The 18,290-nt window shown below is 71.2% G+C and carries 21 protein-coding genes and 1 pseudogene; 10 read left to right on the forward strand and 12 right to left on the reverse strand.

Annotated elements, in window-relative coordinates; translation table 11 throughout:
• The first annotated feature begins 144 nt into the window (after positions 1-144).
• The 3 genes from HUS56_RS00355 to HUS56_RS00365 are packed head-to-tail and all read left to right on the forward strand — an operon-like array spanning position 145 to position 1,888.
• Positions 145-516: a hypothetical protein gene (locus tag HUS56_RS00355; protein WP_173921418.1), complete on the forward strand. Its 372-nt coding sequence runs from the start codon at positions 145-147 to the stop codon at positions 514-516.
• Positions 513-869 (forward strand): hypothetical protein, encoded by a 357-nt coding sequence (locus tag HUS56_RS00360; protein ID WP_173921419.1) that lies wholly within the window; start codon positions 513-515, stop codon positions 867-869. The genes HUS56_RS00355 and HUS56_RS00360 overlap by 4 nt, the downstream gene beginning before the upstream one ends.
• Before the next feature lie 50 nt (positions 870-919).
• Complete coding sequence (locus HUS56_RS00365) at positions 920-1,888, forward strand: calcium/sodium antiporter (protein WP_173921420.1); 969 nt, start codon at positions 920-922, stop codon at positions 1,886-1,888.
• Positions 1,889-1,901: 13 nt separating this feature from the next.
• On the opposite strand, the gene HUS56_RS00370 is transcribed toward HUS56_RS00365, so the two are convergent.
• Complete coding sequence (locus HUS56_RS00370; protein ID WP_173921421.1) at positions 1,902-3,233, reverse strand: wax ester/triacylglycerol synthase domain-containing protein; 1,332 nt, start codon at positions 3,231-3,233, stop codon at positions 1,902-1,904.
• 94 nt (positions 3,234-3,327) lie between these two features.
• On the opposite strand from HUS56_RS00370, the pseudogene purS reads away from it, so the two are divergent.
• Both purS and purQ read left to right on the forward strand, forming a co-directional pair.
• Positions 3,328-3,561 (forward strand): annotated as a pseudogene (gene purS / locus HUS56_RS00375) (phosphoribosylformylglycinamidine synthase subunit PurS); the annotation flags it as partial.
• A gap of 113 nt (positions 3,562-3,674) precedes the next feature.
• Entirely contained in the window at positions 3,675-4,373 is a 699-nt protein-coding gene (purQ, locus tag HUS56_RS00380) for a phosphoribosylformylglycinamidine synthase subunit PurQ (protein ID WP_173921423.1), read from the forward strand.
• Between the two features lie 69 nt (positions 4,374-4,442).
• On the opposite strand, the gene HUS56_RS00385 is transcribed toward purQ, so the two are convergent.
• The gene (locus HUS56_RS00385; RefSeq protein WP_173921424.1) at positions 4,443-5,594 is read right to left on the reverse strand and encodes a M14 family zinc carboxypeptidase; all 1,152 of its coding nucleotides are present in this window, start codon (positions 5,592-5,594) and stop codon (positions 4,443-4,445) included.
• A gap of 289 nt (positions 5,595-5,883) precedes the next feature.
• Between HUS56_RS00385 and HUS56_RS00390 the strand changes: the two genes are divergently transcribed.
• A complete protein-coding gene (locus tag HUS56_RS00390) occupies positions 5,884-6,717 on the forward strand; it encodes a siderophore-interacting protein (RefSeq protein WP_173921425.1) in 834 nt (277 codons plus the stop codon).
• Between the two features lie 40 nt (positions 6,718-6,757).
• On the opposite strand, the gene HUS56_RS00395 is transcribed toward HUS56_RS00390, so the two are convergent.
• The gene (locus HUS56_RS00395) at positions 6,758-7,321 is read right to left on the reverse strand and encodes a hypothetical protein (protein ID WP_173921426.1); all 564 of its coding nucleotides are present in this window, start codon (positions 7,319-7,321) and stop codon (positions 6,758-6,760) included.
• Positions 7,322-7,688: 367 nt separating this feature from the next.
• Here HUS56_RS00395 and HUS56_RS00400 point away from each other — a divergent pair, with 367 nt between their 5' ends.
• From HUS56_RS00400 to HUS56_RS00415, 4 genes are all read left to right on the forward strand, one after another.
• Positions 7,689-8,150 (forward strand): DUF3817 domain-containing protein, encoded by a 462-nt coding sequence (locus HUS56_RS00400; RefSeq protein WP_173921427.1) that lies wholly within the window; start codon positions 7,689-7,691, stop codon positions 8,148-8,150.
• Between the two features lie 93 nt (positions 8,151-8,243).
• Positions 8,244-9,914: an HNH endonuclease signature motif containing protein gene (locus tag HUS56_RS00405; RefSeq protein ID WP_173921428.1), complete on the forward strand. Its 1,671-nt coding sequence runs from the start codon at positions 8,244-8,246 to the stop codon at positions 9,912-9,914.
• 31 nt (positions 9,915-9,945) lie between these two features.
• Positions 9,946-12,354: a phosphoribosylformylglycinamidine synthase subunit PurL gene (gene purL / locus HUS56_RS00410; RefSeq protein WP_173921473.1), complete on the forward strand. Its 2,409-nt coding sequence runs from the start codon at positions 9,946-9,948 to the stop codon at positions 12,352-12,354.
• A gap of 36 nt (positions 12,355-12,390) precedes the next feature.
• Positions 12,391-12,927, forward strand: a complete 537-nt coding sequence (locus HUS56_RS00415; RefSeq protein ID WP_173921429.1) for an NUDIX domain-containing protein — start codon at positions 12,391-12,393, stop codon at positions 12,925-12,927.
• 107 nt (positions 12,928-13,034) lie between these two features.
• On the opposite strand, the gene HUS56_RS00420 is transcribed toward HUS56_RS00415, so the two are convergent.
• From HUS56_RS00420 to HUS56_RS00460, 9 genes are all read right to left on the reverse strand, one after another.
• A complete protein-coding gene (locus HUS56_RS00420; RefSeq protein WP_173921430.1) occupies positions 13,035-13,610 on the reverse strand; it encodes a hypothetical protein in 576 nt (191 codons plus the stop codon).
• Entirely contained in the window at positions 13,607-14,026 is a 420-nt protein-coding gene (locus HUS56_RS00425; protein ID WP_173921431.1) for a pilus assembly protein CpaE, read from the reverse strand. The genes HUS56_RS00420 and HUS56_RS00425 overlap by 4 nt, the downstream gene beginning before the upstream one ends.
• Before the next feature lie 198 nt (positions 14,027-14,224).
• Entirely contained in the window at positions 14,225-14,452 is a 228-nt protein-coding gene (locus tag HUS56_RS00430; RefSeq protein ID WP_173921432.1) for a hypothetical protein, read from the reverse strand.
• 5 nt (positions 14,453-14,457) lie between these two features.
• Positions 14,458-14,616, reverse strand: a complete 159-nt coding sequence (locus tag HUS56_RS00435; protein WP_173921433.1) for a hypothetical protein — start codon at positions 14,614-14,616, stop codon at positions 14,458-14,460.
• Between the two features lie 144 nt (positions 14,617-14,760).
• Positions 14,761-14,952 carry a hypothetical protein gene (locus tag HUS56_RS00440; protein ID WP_173921434.1) on the reverse strand — a complete coding sequence of 64 codons (192 nt, stop codon included), beginning with the start codon at positions 14,950-14,952 and terminating at the stop codon, positions 14,761-14,763.
• On the reverse strand, positions 14,949-15,887 hold the full coding sequence (locus tag HUS56_RS00445; RefSeq protein ID WP_173921435.1) for an SDR family NAD(P)-dependent oxidoreductase: 939 nt from the start codon (positions 15,885-15,887) through the stop codon (positions 14,949-14,951). Before HUS56_RS00445 ends, HUS56_RS00440 begins: the two co-directional genes overlap by 4 nt.
• Positions 15,884-16,216: a chorismate mutase gene (locus HUS56_RS00450; protein WP_173921436.1), complete on the reverse strand. Its 333-nt coding sequence runs from the start codon at positions 16,214-16,216 to the stop codon at positions 15,884-15,886. The genes HUS56_RS00445 and HUS56_RS00450 overlap by 4 nt, the downstream gene beginning before the upstream one ends.
• Entirely contained in the window at positions 16,213-17,535 is a 1,323-nt protein-coding gene (locus tag HUS56_RS00455) for an FtsX-like permease family protein (protein WP_173921437.1), read from the reverse strand. The genes HUS56_RS00450 and HUS56_RS00455 overlap by 4 nt, the downstream gene beginning before the upstream one ends.
• Positions 17,532-18,239 carry an ABC transporter ATP-binding protein gene (locus HUS56_RS00460; RefSeq protein WP_173921438.1) on the reverse strand — a complete coding sequence of 236 codons (708 nt, stop codon included), beginning with the start codon at positions 18,237-18,239 and terminating at the stop codon, positions 17,532-17,534. Before HUS56_RS00460 ends, HUS56_RS00455 begins: the two co-directional genes overlap by 4 nt.
• Positions 18,240-18,290: the final 51 nt, after the last annotated feature.

Raw genomic sequence — 18,290 nt, forward strand, 5'->3', positions numbered from 1 at the left:
GACCGGGCCGGATCCCGTCCGGCGGCATGAACGGCTCGTCGCCGCGTGTCAACGCCCTCGACGTCGGAAGTGCGCACGGCGATGCTGAGAGGGACTCAGCGCCCTCGACCGCCGGGGCGCGCTGCGACCGAAGGAGCGACGAGCATGAGCGATGAGCAGACGACACCCACTGGACCGCAGGGCACGACGTCGGGCGAGGCCACGGCCGCGCCGGCCGGCCCCGGCGAGGATCGCCACCCCGGCGACCGCGAACCGGTCGACTCGGTGGGTGCGCCCTCGGGATCGCCGGCAAGCAGGCTGACGGATGCCGCGAAGCAGGCGGGCGCGACGCTGCGTGACGCTGCGCAGCAGGCTGATCTCGACGACTTCGCCGACCAGGCCAAGCGCGTCACGGGCGAGTGGACCGAGAAGATCAAGGAGGAGTACCGCCGGCGTCCCGGCGTGGTGATCGGTGCAGCGGTCGGCGCCGTCGTGCTGCTCGCGGCCGTCACGCGACGGCTGGGTCGGCGGCGATGAGCGGCGTCGACGCGCAGCGCGGTGACGACCGCACACAGCAGTCCATCGACGAGGCGAGGGCGGCCGCCGACCGCGCGTCGCAGGAGACCGCCGAGACGCTCGACGCCATGAAGTCCGCCGCCGCGAAGGCTGCCCGACGTGGCGCAGCGGCGGTGGCCGACGCCGCGAGCAGCGCGTCGACGCCCGCTCGGGAGTCGCGCAGCGAGGTGGAGGATGCGATGCAGGACGCCGGCCCGTGGCTCGAGGTGAAGTATCGCGAGCACCCCGTGCTCGTGGCGGTGCTCGCGGGCGCAGCCGCGGTCGCGGTGCTCGTGTGGCTGGGCTCGATCGTGCGGGGAGCCTTGCGCCGCTGAGCCTCCGGCGGTCGCATCGGGGGCCGGTGGACCCGCCGATATGGTGAAGTATGGCCGCCCTCGTCTTCATCGTCGGCGTGGTCGCCGTGATCGGGGGAGCAGAGCTCGTCGTGCGAGGCGGCGCCCAGCTGGCGGCGAGATTGGGCATCTCGCCCCTCATCATCGGCCTCACGATCGTCGCGATCGGCACGAGCTTTCCCGAGCTCGCGGTCGGCATCGATGCCGCCCTCCAGGGCAACGGCGCGCTCGCCGTCGGCAACATCGCCGGCACGAACACGTTCAACCTGCTGTTCATCCTCGGCCTCGTCGCGGTGATCCGGCCGCTGCCGCTCGGCAGCCAGACGATCAGGTTCGACCTGCCGTTCATCATCGGTGCCGCGTTCGTCCTCTTCCTCATGGGGCTCGATGGGTGGCTCACGACGCTCGAGGGGGTCATCCTCATCGCCGGCGCGGTCCTCTTCACGGTGCTGACGGTGCGAAATGCGAGACGCGAGAGCGTGGCCGTCCGCGCCGAGTTCGACGAGGAGTACGCGGTCCGGCTCACGAAGCACCCGACCAGGCAGCTGCTCGTCAACGCGGTGATGCTCCTCGTCGGTCTCGTCATCATCGGCTTCGGGGCCGACTGGCTCGTCGACGGCGCCGTCGAGCTCGCCCGCCTCTTCGGCGTGTCCGACGCATTCATCGGCCTGACGATCGTGGCGATCGGCACGAGCGCGCCCGAGATCGTCACCGCGATCGTGGCCACGCTCCGCAACGAGCGCGACATCGCCGTCGGCAACCTGATCGGGTCGAGCGTCTACAACATCCTCCTGATCCTGGGCGTGACGAGCGTCGTGCCGATCGGCGACATCCCCGTGCCGCCCGAGCTCGCCTTCGTGGACATCCCCGTCATGGTGGCCGCGACACTGGCGTGCATGCCGGTCTTCATCAGCCATCGGCGGGTGTCGCGGCTGGAGGGCGCCATCTTCGTCAGCGCATATCTCGCGTACTTCGCGTACCTCGTGATCTCCCGAACGTGACGGCGGGTCTCCGCTAGCCGGAGCCCTCGGCGAGCGCCGCCACCCGGGCCAGCTCGCTCCGCAGCGCCTCGCGGAAGACCTTCGCCGACACGGCGTCGGCGTCGCAGTGCGCAGCGCAGCGGAGCACGCCGTCGTACGAGAGCGCGGCGGCGCCGAGCCGCACGTTGCCCTGGATTGCCGCGAGCGGCCAGACCCGTTCGAGCGGCGCCCCGGCGAGCGCGAGCGGATGCCGCGGGCCCGGCACGTTGGTCACGAACATGACGATGAGTCGCTGATGCCGCACCAGCCGCATGAACAGGCGCGCACCGAACCGGGTCCGCGTCAGCTCGAACGACCCCCGGGAGCGCGCGTCGGCCTTGCGTTCCCGCGTCAACGCGGCGATGCGGCGGAGGCGGACCGCGACCTCGGCCTCACCCGTCGGCAGGGGCACGAGCATCACCCCGACGGCGTTGCCCGAGCGACCACGTTGGGCGAGCGCGACCGGGACGCTCACCGGCAGCACCGGCGGCACCGGCTCGCCCCGGGCGCCGAGCGCCGCCTCGGCGGCCCCGACCACCGCTGCCAGCAGCGCATCGTTCACGGTGGCGCCGACCGTGTCGGCACCCGCGTCGAGTGCCCCGAGCGGCGTGTCGACGAACGCGACGCCGCGGCGCGGGCCGATCGGGCCGAGCAGCACGGTGGGCGGCACCGCCGGGCGCAGCACCGCGGCGGTGCGCTCCCAGCCCGAGGCCAGCGTCCGCAGCCGGGTGCGGAGGGTGCGGTGCACGGGCACCGGCGGCCGCATCGGCAGGCCGGTCGTGGACGTCTCGGCGGCGGCCTTCTCGGGAGACGGCGACGACGAGGCATCCGTCTCGCCCGTCGCCGGACGCAGCAGCAGCTGGATGAGCCGCACCGCGGCGAGTCCGTCGGCCATCGCGTGGTGGATGCGGAACACGACGCCCACGCGTTGCGGCGCGACGCCCGGCACGAGCAGCAGCTCCCAGAGCGGCCGGTCGAGCGGAAGCGGCGTCACCATGAGTCGCGCGCAGAGCGCCTCCAGCCCGGGCAGGCCGTCGACTTGGTCGACCAGGCGCACGTGGCGGCCGAGGTCGAGCGGCACCGGCTCCCACGCGAAGCCGCGTCCGTCGGGCACCACTCGTTGAGCCAGGCGCGGCGTGGATGGCATGACCGCGGCGACCGCGGCGCGGAGCCCTTCGACATCCACCGAGCCGTCGGAGCCGATCGGGCCCCCGGGAGCGAGCACGCCGGCCATGAGGAACGCGTTGACCTGGTCGGGCGCGTCCATCACGATGTTCGACGCGTCGGCGGCCGTCAGCCGCTCGCGCCCTGCCCATCGGCGAGCCACGGCCGCAGTCTACGGCGACCTCGCCACGGTCGAGGGGCGTGCGCCGCGCCGATAGAATCGAGGCATCCCCACCCCCCACCGAAGGAGCACCGCAGTGCCCACCATCGTCGTCGAGGTCATGCCGAAGGCCGAACTGCTCGACCCGCAGGGAAAGGCCGTCGTCGGCGCCCTCGCCCGCACCGGGCACGAAGCGATCACCGGCGTGCGCATCGGCAAGCGGTTCGAGCTCTCGGTCGAGGGCCCGATCGACGACGCGCTGAAGGCGAGCGTCCGGCAGATCGCCGAGGACATCCTCTCGAACTCGGTCATCGAAGACGTGGTGGGCATCCACTTCGAGCAGTCGAACGCCGAGCTCGCCGAGGAGGCCGTGCACGCGGCATCCGAACACACCGACACCGGGTACGTCGCTCCCGCCGGCGAGACGCACTGAGAGGAGACGACATGCGCATCGGTGTCATCACCTTCCCCGGCTCGCTCGACGATCGCGACGCGCAGCGGGCGGTTCGACTCGCGGGCGCTCAGCCCGTCGCACTGTGGCACGGGTCGCACGACCTCGAGGGTGTCGACGCGCTCGTCCTGCCGGGCGGATTCAGCTACGGCGATTACCTGCGCTGCGGCGCGATCGCCTCGCTCAGCCCCATCATGAACGAGGTCGCGGATGCCGCGAAGCAGGGCATGCCCGTGCTCGGCATCTGCAACGGCTTCCAGATGCTGACCGAGGCACGCCTGCTCGAGGGCGGGCTGATCCGGAACGACCACGGCGCGTTCATCTGCCGCGACCAGGTGATGCGGGTCGAGAACGCCTCGACCGACTGGACGAGCGGGTTCGAGCAGGGGCAGGAGATCACCATTCCCTTGAAGAACGGCGAGGGCGGGTTCATCGCCTCCGACGACGTGCTCGACCGGCTCGAGGGCGAGGGGCGGGTCGTGTTCCGCTACGTCGACGTGAACCCGAACGGATCGCTGCGCGACATCGCCGGCATCACCAACGAACACGGCAACGTCGTAGGGCTCATGCCGCACCCCGAGCACGCGGTCGAGCCCGGCTTCGGTCCCGACACTGCCGCCGCGATGCGGTCGGGCGTCGACGGCCTCGGGTTCTTCACGTCGGTCGTGCGGCGAGCGCTCGTCGAGGCCTGACTCCAGCCTTCGGCAGACGCCGAACGGCGGCAGGTCCCATGCGTGAACCTGCCGCCGTTCGTCATCGCGTCAGAACGACGCCGGGATGATGCCGTCGTCGGTCTGGTAGGCCGTCACCGGGGCGTGCGGGATCTCGTCCCAGCGAGCCGCGTCCTCCTGCTGGACCTCGCCGGTCGCCATGCCGAGGAGCAGTTCCTTGAGGGCGAGCACGTTCTGGTTGATGGACTTGCCGCGCGCCTTCTGGCCGAGGCTGCCGTCGGACGAGTTGCCGCTCGTCTCGAAGAAGATCGCGGGGTTGCTGTGGCCCTCGGGGTTCAGCCCGTTGTAGTCGAGGCCGAGCATCATGGCCGACACGACGCCGCCCTTGATGTCGATCTCGACGCCGCGGCCGACGTCGTAGCGATCGATGTTGATGTAGCCGTACTTCGAGAGCTCGTCATAGACGTGCACCTGCATCTGACGGGTCAGCACGTCGTAGGCGCCGCCTTCGATGCCGGGCAGCGTCGGCCCACCGGGGGCCAGCGAGATGCCGAGCGACAGCGTCACCTCGTCGCCGTCGCCGCGCTCGCGCTTCAGGCCCTGGTGGTGGATGTCGATGGCGAAGGCCGGGTCCACCATCGTCCAGTACTCGTAGAACGCCTCGGACTCGGTGGCCTCGAACTTGCCGACGCCCCAGTCGCGGTTGAGGTCGATGCGCTTGTTCGAGCCGTCCTGCAGGATCGTGTGGCGGATGTTCAGGTCGGTGCCGTCGGGGTTGTACGTCGGGATGACGTGGAAGGTGTACGTGTCGCGCAGCAGCGCCCAGTCGGGCGAGCCGTTGGTGCCGAGCTCCTTGAGCACGGCCAGCAGCGAATCGGCGCCGTAGGGCTCGTTGCCGTGGATGCGACCCTGCAGCCACACGGCCTCGGGCCCGTCGCCGACCGTGGCGACGTAGAGGTCGCGCCCCTGTTCGGACGTGTTGACCGCGGTGCCGATCTCGGCGAGGGTCGACACGTCGATTCCGAACCGCGACGTGCGCTCGAGCCGGTCGAGCTCCTTCACGACATCCGCGTAGGTGAGGATGCTCGCGATGTTCGTATTCCCCTCGGTCGAGGGGAAGTTCGCGTCGGCCGTGGCCGGTGCGGTCGCGGCGAGCGGCGCTGCGATGGCGAACGCGGCGCCGGCCGCCAGCGCGACAGCGGTACGTCGGCGGCGCTTCGGTGGTCTCGTGCTGATGGTCATCGTTGACTCCCTTGCAAACGGAATGCCGCGATTGGCGACACGAGCCCTCGGAACCCGGCCGAGCGGGCCGTTCGTTCCGAGGGCTTGCAGGGGAGCCTACGGAGATTCATCTCCGCTTCACAAGAGACGGTTGTCCGCACCGCGTAACATTTGTACGCCATTCGTCCACGTCTGATGCGAGTCTCCGGCTCTGAGCGGGTTCTCCGGTACGTGGCCGAGAATGGACGAGGCGCGGTCAGCACTTGGCGCGCCCGTCGACGGTGCCCGCATGGCACCACAAGGAGTCCGCATGCCCGAGGCCACTGCCTCCACGCCCCCCGCCCCTGCGTTCACCCGTGAGGGAACTCGTCACGTCTTCCGAATCCGCGCCGCCGAGGTGACGGCGGTTCGCGAGGTCGGTCCCCAGATCCGCCGCGTGACGCTCGGCGGGCCCGACCTCCACGACTTCTCGAGCTTGGGCCCCACCGATCACGTCAAGCTGTTCCTGCCCGATCCCGAGACCGGTGAGCTGGTGGCGCCCACCGTCGTCGACGGGCGAGTCGTCCGTCCGGCCGGATCCGCGCCCATTGCGCGCGACTTCACTCCGCTGCCGAGGCCCGCCGCATCGGACGACGCCGCACTCGATCTCGACTTCGTGCTGCACGAGCACACCGGTCCCGCACGGGTCTTCGCCGAACGCGTCGCCGTGGGCGACGTCGTCGCGATGGGTGGCCCGAGGGGTTCGCGCGGCCTGCCCCACGACATCGACGGGCTGGTGCTCGTCGGTGACGCCACCGCCCTTCCGGCGCTGTCTCGCTGGGTCGCGGGCGCGCCCGAGGGTGCCGAGGTACGCGTGGTCGTCGCCGCCGACCGCGCCGGCGTGGGTGAGTACGCAGACCTGCTCGGCGCGGCATCCGTCACCTGGGTCGACCGGCCCGACGACCTCATCGACGCGGTCCGCGCGCTCGGCGAGATCGGCCCACGCACCTTCGTCTTCGCCGCGGGCGAGGCCGGGGCGATGGCCGACGTGCGCCGATGCCTGCGCCGCGAGCTGGCGTTGCCCACCGAGCAGATCGCCGTGACCGGCTACTGGAAGCACGGCGAGCGAGCGTTCGATCACCACTCGCCGCTCGGCGACGACTGAGATCGCCGACCCGGGCCCGACGACGCCGATCCCACAGTCGTCAGTGCACCATCGATCCCAGCCAGATGATGAGCAGCCCGAGGCTGGCCGTCACGAGCGCGCTCAGGAGCCGCCAGGCCCAGTGGCCGCCGCGGCGCGCCGCCGTCCACCAGCCGATGATCGCGAGCACGACGGTGCCCACCCAGAGCGCGAGGTAGTAGGCGACGTACTCGTCGAGCCACCCGAGGGTTGCGAGGACGAGGAAGATCGTCGGCAGGATCATCGCGAGCAGCATCCCCGACGAGTGCGAGGCCGAGGAGCGGGCCGCCGCGAGAATGGCGCGCAGCCGCGGTGCACCGGTGTCCTCGCGCGAGATGGTGCCCGCATAGACGTGCGCAAGCCAGAACACGACCACGGCGCCGAGCGTGAACACGAGTACCCCGAGGTCGGTGTTCTCACGCCAGGCGATGGCGATGAGCGAGCTCACGAGCACGACCCCGTAGATCGCCGACTCCGAGCGGTAGGCCCGGAGCATGAGCGCGGCCTCGGTCGCCACCGTGCGCGACACACGACCCGTCCGGGATTCCCGTCGGGAGCCTGCCGGCCCGTCGTCGGTGCTCCCCATGTTCCCGCCTTCAGCCCGGTCCGTCACGAAGCACGAGCCACTGCCGGATGAGTCGCTGGAGGGCGTCCGTCATCGCGTCGAGTTCGTCGGCGTCGAGGATGCGGGCCACCCTCGAGAGGAGGCTTCCACTTGATCGTCTCGGCAATCCGCTCATCGGCATCCAGGATCGCTTCGCCCACGGCGAGCACGAGTTCGCGCTGCGGATTCTCGTAGGTCTCGAACCAGGCGTCGACCTGGGGATCGTGCTTCGCCATGGTCCGAGTCTCCCACCGGGCGATTCGAGACGCCACGGGCGATCCGACCTTCGTTCGATGCGCCTCCCAGCCGCCGCCTGACACGATGGAGACTCCCGAGCCATGGAGCATCCGTGTCACCGAAGCGCCTCTTCCGCATCCTCGCATTCGCCGAGGCCGTCACCTGGACCATCCTCATCACCGCCCTCGTCCTCAGGTACGCGGCCGGCCTCGACGCTGCGGTACTCGTCGGCGGATCGATCCACGGTTTCGTGTTCCTCGCCTACGCCTTCCAGGCGGTGCTCGTCGGCGTAAACCAGCGCTGGAGCATCGGGCTCATGGCGTTCGCCGTGCTCACCGCGGTCGTGCCGTACGCGACGATCCCGTTCGAGCTCTGGCTCATCCGACGCGGTCGCCTCGAGGGCGGCTGGCGGCACGAGGCGGGCGACCACCCCGCCGACGGAACCTGGGTGAACCGGATGCTGCGCTGGTTCCTCGCTCGCCCGGTGCTCCTGACCGTGGTCGCTGCCGTCGGAATCGCGGCGGTGTTCGCCGCCCTCCTCGTGATCGGCCCGCCCGGAGGCCGCGAGGCGTGACGACCGGCGGAGGTTGTGGGAATCACCCTTTCCGACTTCTCCACAATCGAAGGTATCTTCGATTGAATGTCCGGATCCCGCTAGAATCGGAGCATGTCGAGCACCCCCGCCGCCCTCCTCGAGCTCGAGGTCGCGTGCGGCGAAGTGCTCGAAACCTGGGCCGGCGCACTGCCCGGGTCGTCATCCGACGCAGAGGGCGACGTCCTCGCCATGAGCGACGACGGGCTCGTGCGGGCAGCCGAGGCGCTGGCCCGGCTCGGCCGCCGCGTCGAAGCCCTGCAGGCCCGGTGCGCCGCGGGCGTGGCTGAACGGTCGCGCGGCGGTGACGCCGACCTGGCGCGACGTCACGGCCACCCGTCCGCCGAGCGCCTCATCGCGCAGGCGACCGGCGGGCGCTACTCCGATGCCGCACGGCTCGTCACACTCGGCCGGGCGACGAGCAGACGTGAGTCGTTCTCGGGCGAGAACCTGCCCGCGCGCCACCCGCGCCTGGCCCAAGCGCTCGACGGTGCCACGATCTCGGTGGTCGCCGCCGATGTCATACGGCGGTTCCTCGACGGCCTCTCGCCGAGCGTCGCACGCGACGAACGAGACGCTGCCGAAGAGCTGCTCGTCGACCGTGCGGCACACGTCGGCGTCGACGGCGTCACCCGACTCGTGAAACAGCTCGAGGCGCATCTCGACCCCGACGGCGTGAAGCCGCGCGAAGATGAACTCCGGTCGCGCCGAGCACTCTCCGTCTGGGAGGACGCGAGCGGCATGATCAACCTTCGGGGCGCCTTCGACCCCGCGAACGGCGCACCGATCAAGCTCGCGATCGAGACGCTCGTCGGCGCCGAGTTGCATCGCGCTCGCGACGCAAAGCGGCCCTTCGGCGAAACCGGGTCGTCCGACGGATCCGCGGGTCCCGTACAGGCTGATCCGTTGGTCGCCGAAGACCGCACGATCCCCCAGATGAACGCCGACGCCCTCGCCGACATCGCCCGACTCTCACTCTCCAGCGCCGATGCACCCGCGGCGCTCCGGTCCACCGTCGTCGTCACCCGCATCGACGTCGAAGGGCTGAAGTCCCGCCGGGGGCACGCGACGATCGACGGCATCGACCAGCCCGTCTCCGCGGCCACCGCGTTCGAGCTCATCGCAGCGTGCGGAATCACGCCGATGCTGGTCCGCGGCTCCGAGGTGCTCGACCTGGGCCGATCGTCGCGGCTCTTCTCCGCCGCGCAGAAGCTCGCGTTGCTCGAGCGCGACGGCGGCTGCGCGTGGCCGGGCTGCATGCGCCCGCCCTCGCACACGCAGGCGCACCACCGCCGCTGGTGGAAGCGAGATTCCGGCCCCACCGACCTCGCCAACGGAATCATGCTGTGCACGCATCATCACCATCGCGTCCACGACGACGGCTGGCGTATCGAGATCCGCAACCATCGCAGCTGGTTCATTCCGCCGCCGCATCTCGACCCCGAGCAGCGCCCGCGTCCGGGTAACATCTCACCGCACCACCTGGTCGGCCGTCATCTCGCCGACCGCACGGTGCGGTCGGCGGTCGGCGTCACCGTCGATGCAGGTCCGCCGGGTCATGTGGGCGTGCCGCTCGGGCGCCAGGTGCCGCGAGGCGGGGGAAAGAGCATTGCCACATGGCCGGCAGGCACTGGGCGTGCGAGCGCCGACGGGGGGCGACGCGCGCGGGGAGACTTGCACGGTCCGGCACCCGCCCCGCGGCATCCGTTCGCCGCCGTCCCTGGAGCTCGCACCCGTGACCACTGAAGCCCCCGCCTCTTCGACCGGCTCAGGGGCCATGCCGGCCGCGCAGGAGACGCCCCCTTCGGCCGGCTCAGGGACCGCGGCAGGCTCAGGGACCGCGGCAGGCTCAGGGACCCCGGCAGGCTCAGGGACCCCGGCAGGCTCAGGGACCGCGAAGCTCGACACCGTCGAGGTCGCCGCGAGCACGCCCGAGAAGGAGCAGCCCTACGCGGCGCTCGGCCTCAAGCCCGACGAGTACGAGCGCATCCGCAACATCCTCGGCCGCCGCCCGACGAGCGCCGAGCTCGCGATGTACTCGGTCATGTGGAGCGAGCACTGCTCCTACAAGTCGAGCAAGATCTACCTGCGCCAGTTCGGCAAGAAGGTCACGCCCGAGATGAAGCGGCACCTCATGGTGGGCATGGGCGAGAACGCGGGCGTGCTCGACATCGGCGAGGGCTGGGCGGTCACGTTCAAGATCGAGTCGCACAACCACCCGAGCTACATCGAGCCGTTCCAGGGCGCCGCGACCGGCGTCGGCGGCATCGTGCGCGACATCATCTCGATGGGCGCGCGGCCCGGGGCCGTCATGGACGCCCTGCGCTTCGGCGCCATCGACCACCCCGACACGGCTCGCGTGGTGCACGGCGTCGTCAGCGGCATCTCGTTCTACGGCAACTGCCTCGGCCTGCCGAACATCGGCGGCGAGACCTGGTTCGACCCGGTGTACCAGGCGAACCCGCTCGTGAACGCCCTCGCGGTCGGCGTGCTTCGGCATGAAGACCTGCACCTCGCCAACGCGAAGGGCGCCGGCAACAAGGTCGTGCTCTTCGGCGCCCGCACGGGCGGCGATGGCATCGGCGGCGCGTCGATCCTCGCGTCCGACACGTTCGCCGAGGGCGGCCCCACCAAGCGTCCGGCCGTGCAGGTCGGCGACCCGTTCGCCGAGAAGGTGCTCATCGAGTGCTGCCTCGAGCTGTTCGCCGGCGACCTCGTCGAGGGCATCCAAGACCTGGGCGCGGCCGGAATCTCGTGCGCGACGTCCGAGCTCGCGTCGAACGGCGATGGCGGCATGTCGATCGTGCTCGACGAGGTGCTGCTGCGCGACCCCACGCTCACGCCTGAAGAGATCCTCATGTCCGAGAGCCAGGAGCGCATGATGGCGATCGTGCGCCCCGAGAAGCTCGATGGTTTCCTCGAGGTCGTGCGCAAGTGGGACGTCGAGACGAGCGTGCTCGGCGAAGTCACCGACACGGGCCGCCTGTCGATCACCTGGCGCGGCGAAGAGATCGTGAACGTCGACCCCCGCACGGTCGCAGTCGACGGGCCCGTCTACGAGCGCCCCGTCGCCTACCCGTCGTACCTCGACGCGCTGCAGGCCGACGGGGCATCCGACCTCGAGCGCCCGCAGACGCCCGAGGCGCTGCGCGAGCAGTTCCTCCGGCTCATCGGCAGTGCCAACCAGGCGGATGCCGCGTGGGTCACGAACCAGTACGACAAGTACGTGCTCGGCAACACCGCGCTGAGCTACCCCGACGACGCCGGCATGATCCGGGTCGACGAGGAGTCGGGACTCGGCGTCTCGGTGGCCACCGACGCGAACGGACGCTACTCGCAGCTCGACCCGCGCCAGGGCGCGAAGCTGGCGCTGGCCGAGGCGTACCGCAACGTCGCGGTCACGGGAGCTGCGCCCATGGGCGTCAGCGACTGCCTGAACTTCGGCTCGCCCGAGAACCCCGAGGTCATGTGGCAGTTCTCCGAGACGGTCGAGGGCCTCAGCGACGGATGCCTCGAGCTGGGCATCCCCGTCACGGGCGGCAACGTCAGCTTCTACAACCAGACCGGCGACGTGCCGATCCACCCGACCCCCGTGATCGCGGTGCTCGGCGTCATCGACGACGTCGCGCGGCGCATCCCCTCGGGCTGGCAGGACGACGGCCACAACATCTACCTGCTCGGCGACACGCTCTCCGAACTCGACGGGTCGGCATGGGCCAACGTCGTGCACGGGCACCTCGGCGGGCGCCCGCCGGCGGTCGACCTCACCCGCGAGAAGGCACTGGCCGAGCTGCTCAACGCCGCGGCCATCGAGGGACTCATCGACTCCGCACACGACCTCAGCGACGGCGGCCTCGCGGTCGCGCTCGCCGAGGCGGTCGGCCGCTTCGGCGCCGGCGCGCGCATCGTGCTCGCTGAGGCGATGGAGGACGCCGGCATCGACGCGGCGACCATGCTCTTCTCCGAGTCCGCCGGGCGGGTGATCGTGTCGGTTCCTCGCGAAGACGACGTGAAGTTCCGCGGACTCTGCGAGGGCCGAGGCTATCCCGTTCGTCGCATCGGCGTGACGGATGCCGCTTCCGGCGCGCTCGAGGTGCAGGGCCTGTTCACCGTGCCGGTCGGCGAGCTCCGCTCGGTCAACCGTGCGCCCCTCGCCGACGCGTTCGGCCGCGTCGTCGGGTCCTGACGTGCGGCGCGGCGGCGGGCGGGCGCGGACTCGGCGATGAGCGAGGGGCGGCAGCAGTACACGGCGGGCTACGCCGCCGAGCACGGCCGCTTCACCGTCATCCCGGCCGCCTACGTGTTCCTGCTCGACGGCGGCCGAGTGCTGCTGCAGCTGCGAGCGGGCACCGGGTACTACGACGGATGGTGGGGCGCCTCGGCGGCCGGCCACGTCGAGGCCGGCGAGTCGGTCGTCGTCGGCCTCATCCGCGAGGCTGCGGAGGAGATCGGCGTCGCGATCGCGCCCGAGGCGCTCACGCCGCTCACGGCGATGCACCGCACCGGATCCGACGCCGCCATCGATCAGCGGGTCGACTTCTTCTTCGCGTGCCGAGCGTGGTCGGGCGATCCGCGGCTGCTCGAGCCCAAGGCCGACGAGCTGCGCTGGTTCGACCTCGAAGACCTGCCCGCGAACGTCGTGCACCACGAGCGGTTCGTGCTCGACGGCATGGTCGCCGGGTCCCTTCCGGCGATCACCGCGTTCGGGTTCGAGCCCAGCGGTGCTCGCGACGAGGACGGACCCCCTCGCGACTCCTGACCGCGAGGACTCACCCGACCCCGAGGACTCGCCCGACTCGGAGACTCCCCCGACCCCGAGGACTCGCCCGCTTCAGGAGAACCGATCCGCGTCACCCGCGAGCGGATTCATGCACCTGCGGGCGGGTGCACGAGCAGGTCGACGCGATCGATCAGGTACGCCTCGAACCCGATGAGCGCATCAGGTTGCGTGGGACTCCATCGCACGAGCACCTTGGCGCCGCCGCGGCCGTCGCCGCCGAGCACGAGCGGGCCGGATGCCCCGGTGTGGGCGAGCGCATCGAAATCGACCGGAGGCGCCGCGAAGTCCACCGTCTCGCCCTCGGGGATGCCGCCCTTGATCGCCGCCGCGCGAAGCGCGCGCTGCTCGGCGACCGCGTTCGCCGTGATGCTCTTCCGCGCCGGACGCTCCGCACGGATGACGCGGCCGGTTCCGTACACGGCGCCGTCGGCGTCGAGCAGCACCACGCCCAGGCGCCACACGCGCCCGATCGCGGCCATGCGTGCCGCACGCGGGATGCCGAGCACCCGGCGCCCCGGCACGAGCTCCGCGAGCGTCTCGGTGCGGGCGTCGGCGCCGGCGAGGGACGCGACCGCCCGTGCGACGGCGGTCGCCGCTCGCGACACCGCGTCGTGCGCCGCGCCAGCGTCGACGGGACGCGGCGGGTTCGCGGCATCCGTCATCGCGACCTGCCCACCAGTTCGAGGAGGGCGAGTCCGTACGCCTCGGCGACATCGGGATGCTCGAAGCGCCGCCGCTCCCCCGCGAGCTCGATCTCGACCTCGAAGGCGTCGGGGAGTCGCCGCAGCGAGCGGAACGTCGCACGCAGGAGCTCGCGCAGCTGGTCTTCGCGCGGCAGCCAGACGGCGTCGGCGAACGCGACGGAGTCGAGCGCCCACTCGGTCGTGCCGTTGAAGGCGAGGATCGTGCCCGTGGGGTAGCGCCGCGCCTCGATCGTCATCTCGCTCACCGTGAAGACATCGGCCTCGACCTCCGCCTCCACCTCATCGGCCAGGTCGAGCTGGAAGCGGTCGCCCGATTCGGGGTGCCAGACGAGCCCGGCGTCCCTGAGCGCGAGCGCAAGCTCCCTGCTGATCATCTCCCCATGCTGCCCGGATCCCGGGGCCACGTCGAGGGATCCACTCGCTCCCCGGAACACTTCGCGTCGAGCGGAGCTGTGGCAGCCTTCCGAGCATGCTTCTTCCGCGTCGTCCGTCGGCACCTCGGCACTCCGGCACTCCGGCACTCCGGCACTCCGGCACCGAATCCGGCGAGGAGTCGCTCGTCGAGGAGCGGCTCACGCGAGACGCCGGCCGGGTTCGACGCCGACGCGATGGAACAGTCCGCTGGACGCCTCGTCGAGTGCCATGTCGAGTTCGGCGAGCGGGTGCGTCGGACCGACGAGCTCGTCGAACCTCGGGCGCGGCCAGCGCGTCGTGCGGCCGGTCAGGCGAGTTCCAGACCATGGCGACGGGGAGGGCTTGATGATGAGATCGCGAGCTCCGACTCGTTGGATGGTGTGCACCGTCGCTATCGGGTGGAGCGACGGCGGGCCCGACGAGCGGTGAGGCCGAGTGCGTCGACGAGGAGGTCGATGTCGAGCTCGTCGAGCTCGTCGAACTCGTCGAACTCGTCGTCGGGGCAGGGGCCGTCCACGGCGAGATCCGCCGCACGTCGGTGTGTGGACATGATCGAGTCCTCCAGCGGGCGGCGTCGTGCCGCGTGACCATGATGCGGGCGGCGAACGCCGCATGTGGACTCGGTCGAGGCTACGTACCACGGTGCAACCACACGCGAAGCGGCGGTTGCCCGCAGGTGAATCGCACGCGGCGGTCAGTCGTCGCGGCGGATCCGCGCGGGCCCGAGCGCGGCCCCCAGCCCGATCGCGATGATGCCGGCGAACAGGAGCGCCCACCGACCGGTGACGATCGCAATCACGGCGAGCAGGATGCCGACGACGACCACCACGCGGGCGAGCACCCGGCGCACGCGCGGCGATGACGTCCAGCGGCGGGTCACGGTCATCGAGCTCCGCCGGCGCGTGCGCCGACCTTGAACGCTCGATCGGTCGCCTGCTCGGCGAACGCCCAGACACGCGCCCCGATGAGCGGGTCGACCGAGACGCGCGTCGGCACGTGCAGCGTCGGTTCGCCCCGGGTCAGCAGGCGCGGCCCCCAGTATTGACCGCTCTCGACCTCGGGTGCCGTGAGGGCGTGCAGCACGATCTCGGCGCCGCGGTGCTTGCCCTGCGCGAACGGCGCCTGGAGCGCATCCACGAATCGTTGACCGCGCGACGGCTCCTTCACGCCGGGGACCTTCGGGGTGCGTCCACTGATCGAGTAGCCGGGATGCGCGACGACGCTCAGCACCGGCATCCCGCCGGCACGGATGCGCCGATCGAGCTCGAACCCGAGCGCCTGCGCGGCGATCTTCGACTGCGCGTACGCCCGCCACGGGTCGTATCCGCGCTCGAGCTGCAGATCGTCGACACGGAATGTCGAGAGCTGGGTCGAGAGCGACCCGAGCGAGACGACGCGGGCCCGCTCGGCGAGGTGCGGCAGCATCCGGCCGAGCAACGCGAAGTGGCCGAGCACGTTCGTCGCCAGCACGAGCTCGTTGCCGTCAACCGACTCGCGCCGCCTGCGAGGCGGATGCACCATGCCGGCGTTCGCCACCACGCCATCGAGGGGCGGCGACGCGAGCAATCGCTCGCCTCCCGCCGCGACCGACTCGAGCGACGACTGATCGATGACGATGGTCTCGACGGATGCCGCGGCCCGCACACCGCGAATGGCCGCCGCCGCGGCATCCAACCGCTCGGCGCTGCGCCCGCTGAGCACCACATGCGCGCCGGCACCGGCGAGCCGCGCCGCCGTGAAGAACCCGAGCCCCGCGTTCGCACCGGTCACGAGGTAGCGACGCCCGGTCAGCGACGGCAGCGGGAGCGGGTACCAGCTCACAGTTCGTCGGCCGTGCCGTTGGTGACGGCAAGCTCTTCGTGGTGCTGGATGACCTCGGCGACCACGAAGTTGAACCACTTCTCGGCGAACGCCGGGTCGAGGTGAGCGTCGACCGCGAGCGCCCGGAGGCGGGCGATCTGACGCTTCTCGCGATCGGGATCGCTCGGCGGGAGGCCGTGCGCGGCCTTCAGGCGGCCGACCTGCTGCGTGAACTTGAAGCGCTCGGCGAGCAGGTGGATGAGGGCCGCGTCGATGTTGTCGATGCTCGAGCGGATGCCGAGCAGCTCGCTCATCGCGGCATCGCGTTCGTCGATGGCGCCGTCAGTCATGCTTCGACCCTACCCGCGCGCCCGAGCAGGGGACGCGTCGCCGCGAGTCCCAGCCAGACGACGCCGATGCCACCGGCGAGCACGGCCGCGATCACCGCCAGCGACAGCGGCGCGACGATCAGCGTCACGCCGGTGAGGGGCAGCATCACCACGGCGGCGGTGAGTGCCGCACCGAAGGCGGTGATGCGCAGCGGCGACATCACCGACCGTCGGCGAGCGGCATCCATCGTGCTCGTCGGCATGCCGAGCTTGGCGAGCGACTCGTAGAGATCGCGCCGGTCGAGGATCGCCGCGGCCTGGTTCACGCCGACCGAGCACGCCACCATGAGGAAGGACCCGATCACGGTGATGAGGATCCCGGTGCGGATGTCGTCGAGGAGCAGCCTGGACTCCAGGTCGGGTGCCTCGCCGAACGCGTTCAGCACCGCCACGCCCGACCCGGCGAAGACGGCCATGAAGCTCGTCATGGCGACACCCGACACCTGCCGCCACGCCGCCTTCGGCGACTCGAGCACGGTGCGCGCGGCGAGCAGCTTCGCGGGAGTCCTGGCCGTCCGAACCTGCGCTCGCGCCACGAGTCGGATGACCCACGGTCCGACGAGGTTCTGCACGGCGAGCGCCGCCCCGAACGCGAGGCCGAGCATGGCGAGGATCAGGACCGCGGATGCCGCGACCCGCAGCACCGCGACGATCCCCACGGCCAGCACGACCACGACGACTCCGACCAGGAGGCGCAGCCAGTGCAGCTTCGGGGCATCTTGGCGGGTCCGCACGCCGAGCGGCGAGATCACCACGAGCCGGAGCCCGACCACGGCGCTCACGGCCGCGAGGAGCGACACGCCGACCGGCACGGCGATGAGCGCCGGCCAACCGAGCAGCACACCCTCCACGCCGAGCGCCTCCCCGCGGAACGGGATGAGCGCCAGCGGCGGCACGAGCGCGAAGTACGCGACGACTCCCACGAGCGCGCCGAGCGTTGCGAGCACGACCGACTCGATGACGGCGAGCGCGGACACGGCTTCGGGCGTCGCGCCGAGCAGCCGCAGCGTGGCGAGTCGGTCGTCGCGTCGCCGAGCCGACAGGCGGGCGGCGGCCCCGCCGAGTGAGGCGAGCGGCGCGACGAGGAGCACGAGCGCGATCACGGCGAGCGCCTGGTAGGTCACGGCGATGTCGTCGGTCCAGGTCCAGAACGACTGGGCCCCGCCGATCACGGTGAGCAGCAGTGCCGTCATGATCGCGAACGCGACGACGGGCAGGGCGGTTGCCGTGGCTCCGGTCGTGCCCGGACGCGCGAGCAGCCACCCGACCCCGGCGATCACGCGGCCACCTCCGCCGCGCCGACCCGCTCGCCGACGATGCGTCCGTCGCGCATGTCGACGATCCGCGAGCACCGGGTGGCGACGCTGGCGTCGTGCGTCACGAGCACCAGGGTGCGTCCCTGGCCGGTGGTGGAGTCGAGCAGCGCCTGCATCACCTCCGACGAGGTGGTCGAGTCAAGGGCACCCGTGGGCTCGTCGGCGAAGACCACGGAGGCCCCGGTCACCTGCGCCCGCGCGATCGCCACGCGTTGCGCCTGCCCGCCGGACAGCTGCCCGATGCGGCGATCCTCCATGCCGGCGAGGCCGAGGGCGGCCAGCCATCCGCGACCGTGCTGCTCGGCGCGCCCCCGCGGCATCCCGTTCAGCATGAGTGCGAGCGCGACGTTCTCGACCGCCGTGAGCTCGGGAATGAGGAGCCCCTGCTGGAAGACGAACCCGAACGCCTCCCGGCGCAGTCGAGAACATTCGCGCTCGCTGAGTCCCGTGATCTCCACCTGTCCGGTGCCGGACCGGAAGCCGACGGTCCCGGCATCCGGACGGGTGATCCCCGCGAGGCAGTGCAGCAGCGTCGTCTTGCCCGAACCTGATGCGCCCATGATGGCGAGCGACTCCCCGGTTCGAACCGACAGGTCGACCCCCGCGAGTGCGCGGGTCGGACCGAACGACTTGCTGAGGCCGGATGCCTCGATCACGAAGGAACTCATGCATTCGAGCCTGCCGTGGCGGGCGCGGCGCCCGCGTCGGGCCGCAGTCGC

This window comes from Agromyces sp. Marseille-P2726, assembly GCF_902809835.1.
Lineage (GTDB): Bacteria > Actinomycetota > Actinomycetes > Actinomycetales > Microbacteriaceae > Agromyces.

Bases quoted from the DNA above. Each gene is read 5' to 3' on its own strand.
- HUS56_RS00355 (WP_173921418.1), top strand. From the start codon at position 145: ATGAGCGATGAGCAGACGACACCCACTGGACCGCAGGGCACGACGTCG.
- HUS56_RS00360 (WP_173921419.1), top strand. From the start codon at position 513: ATGAGCGGCGTCGACGCGCAGCGCGGTGACGACCGCACACAGCAGTCC.
- HUS56_RS00365 (WP_173921420.1), top strand. From the start codon at position 920: ATGGCCGCCCTCGTCTTCATCGTCGGCGTGGTCGCCGTGATCGGGGGA.
- purQ (WP_173921423.1), top strand. From the start codon at position 3,675: ATGCGCATCGGTGTCATCACCTTCCCCGGCTCGCTCGACGATCGCGAC.
- HUS56_RS00385 (WP_173921424.1), bottom strand. From the start codon at position 5,594: ATGACCATCAGCACGAGACCACCGAAGCGCCGCCGACGTACCGCTGTC.
- HUS56_RS00390 (WP_173921425.1), top strand. From the start codon at position 5,884: ATGCCCGAGGCCACTGCCTCCACGCCCCCCGCCCCTGCGTTCACCCGT.
- HUS56_RS00395 (WP_173921426.1), bottom strand. From the start codon at position 7,321: ATGGGGAGCACCGACGACGGGCCGGCAGGCTCCCGACGGGAATCCCGG.
- HUS56_RS00405 (WP_173921428.1), top strand. From the start codon at position 8,244: ATGTCGAGCACCCCCGCCGCCCTCCTCGAGCTCGAGGTCGCGTGCGGC.
- purL (WP_173921473.1), top strand. From the start codon at position 9,946: ATGCCGGCCGCGCAGGAGACGCCCCCTTCGGCCGGCTCAGGGACCGCG.
- HUS56_RS00415 (WP_173921429.1), top strand. From the start codon at position 12,391: ATGAGCGAGGGGCGGCAGCAGTACACGGCGGGCTACGCCGCCGAGCAC.
- HUS56_RS00420 (WP_173921430.1), bottom strand. From the start codon at position 13,610: ATGACGGATGCCGCGAACCCGCCGCGTCCCGTCGACGCTGGCGCGGCG.
- HUS56_RS00425 (WP_173921431.1), bottom strand. From the start codon at position 14,026: ATGATCAGCAGGGAGCTTGCGCTCGCGCTCAGGGACGCCGGGCTCGTC.
- HUS56_RS00435 (WP_173921433.1), bottom strand. From the start codon at position 14,616: ATGTCCACACACCGACGTGCGGCGGATCTCGCCGTGGACGGCCCCTGC.
- HUS56_RS00440 (WP_173921434.1), bottom strand. From the start codon at position 14,952: ATGACCGTGACCCGCCGCTGGACGTCATCGCCGCGCGTGCGCCGGGTG.
- HUS56_RS00450 (WP_173921436.1), bottom strand. From the start codon at position 16,216: ATGACTGACGGCGCCATCGACGAACGCGATGCCGCGATGAGCGAGCTG.
- HUS56_RS00460 (WP_173921438.1), bottom strand. From the start codon at position 18,239: ATGAGTTCCTTCGTGATCGAGGCATCCGGCCTCAGCAAGTCGTTCGGT.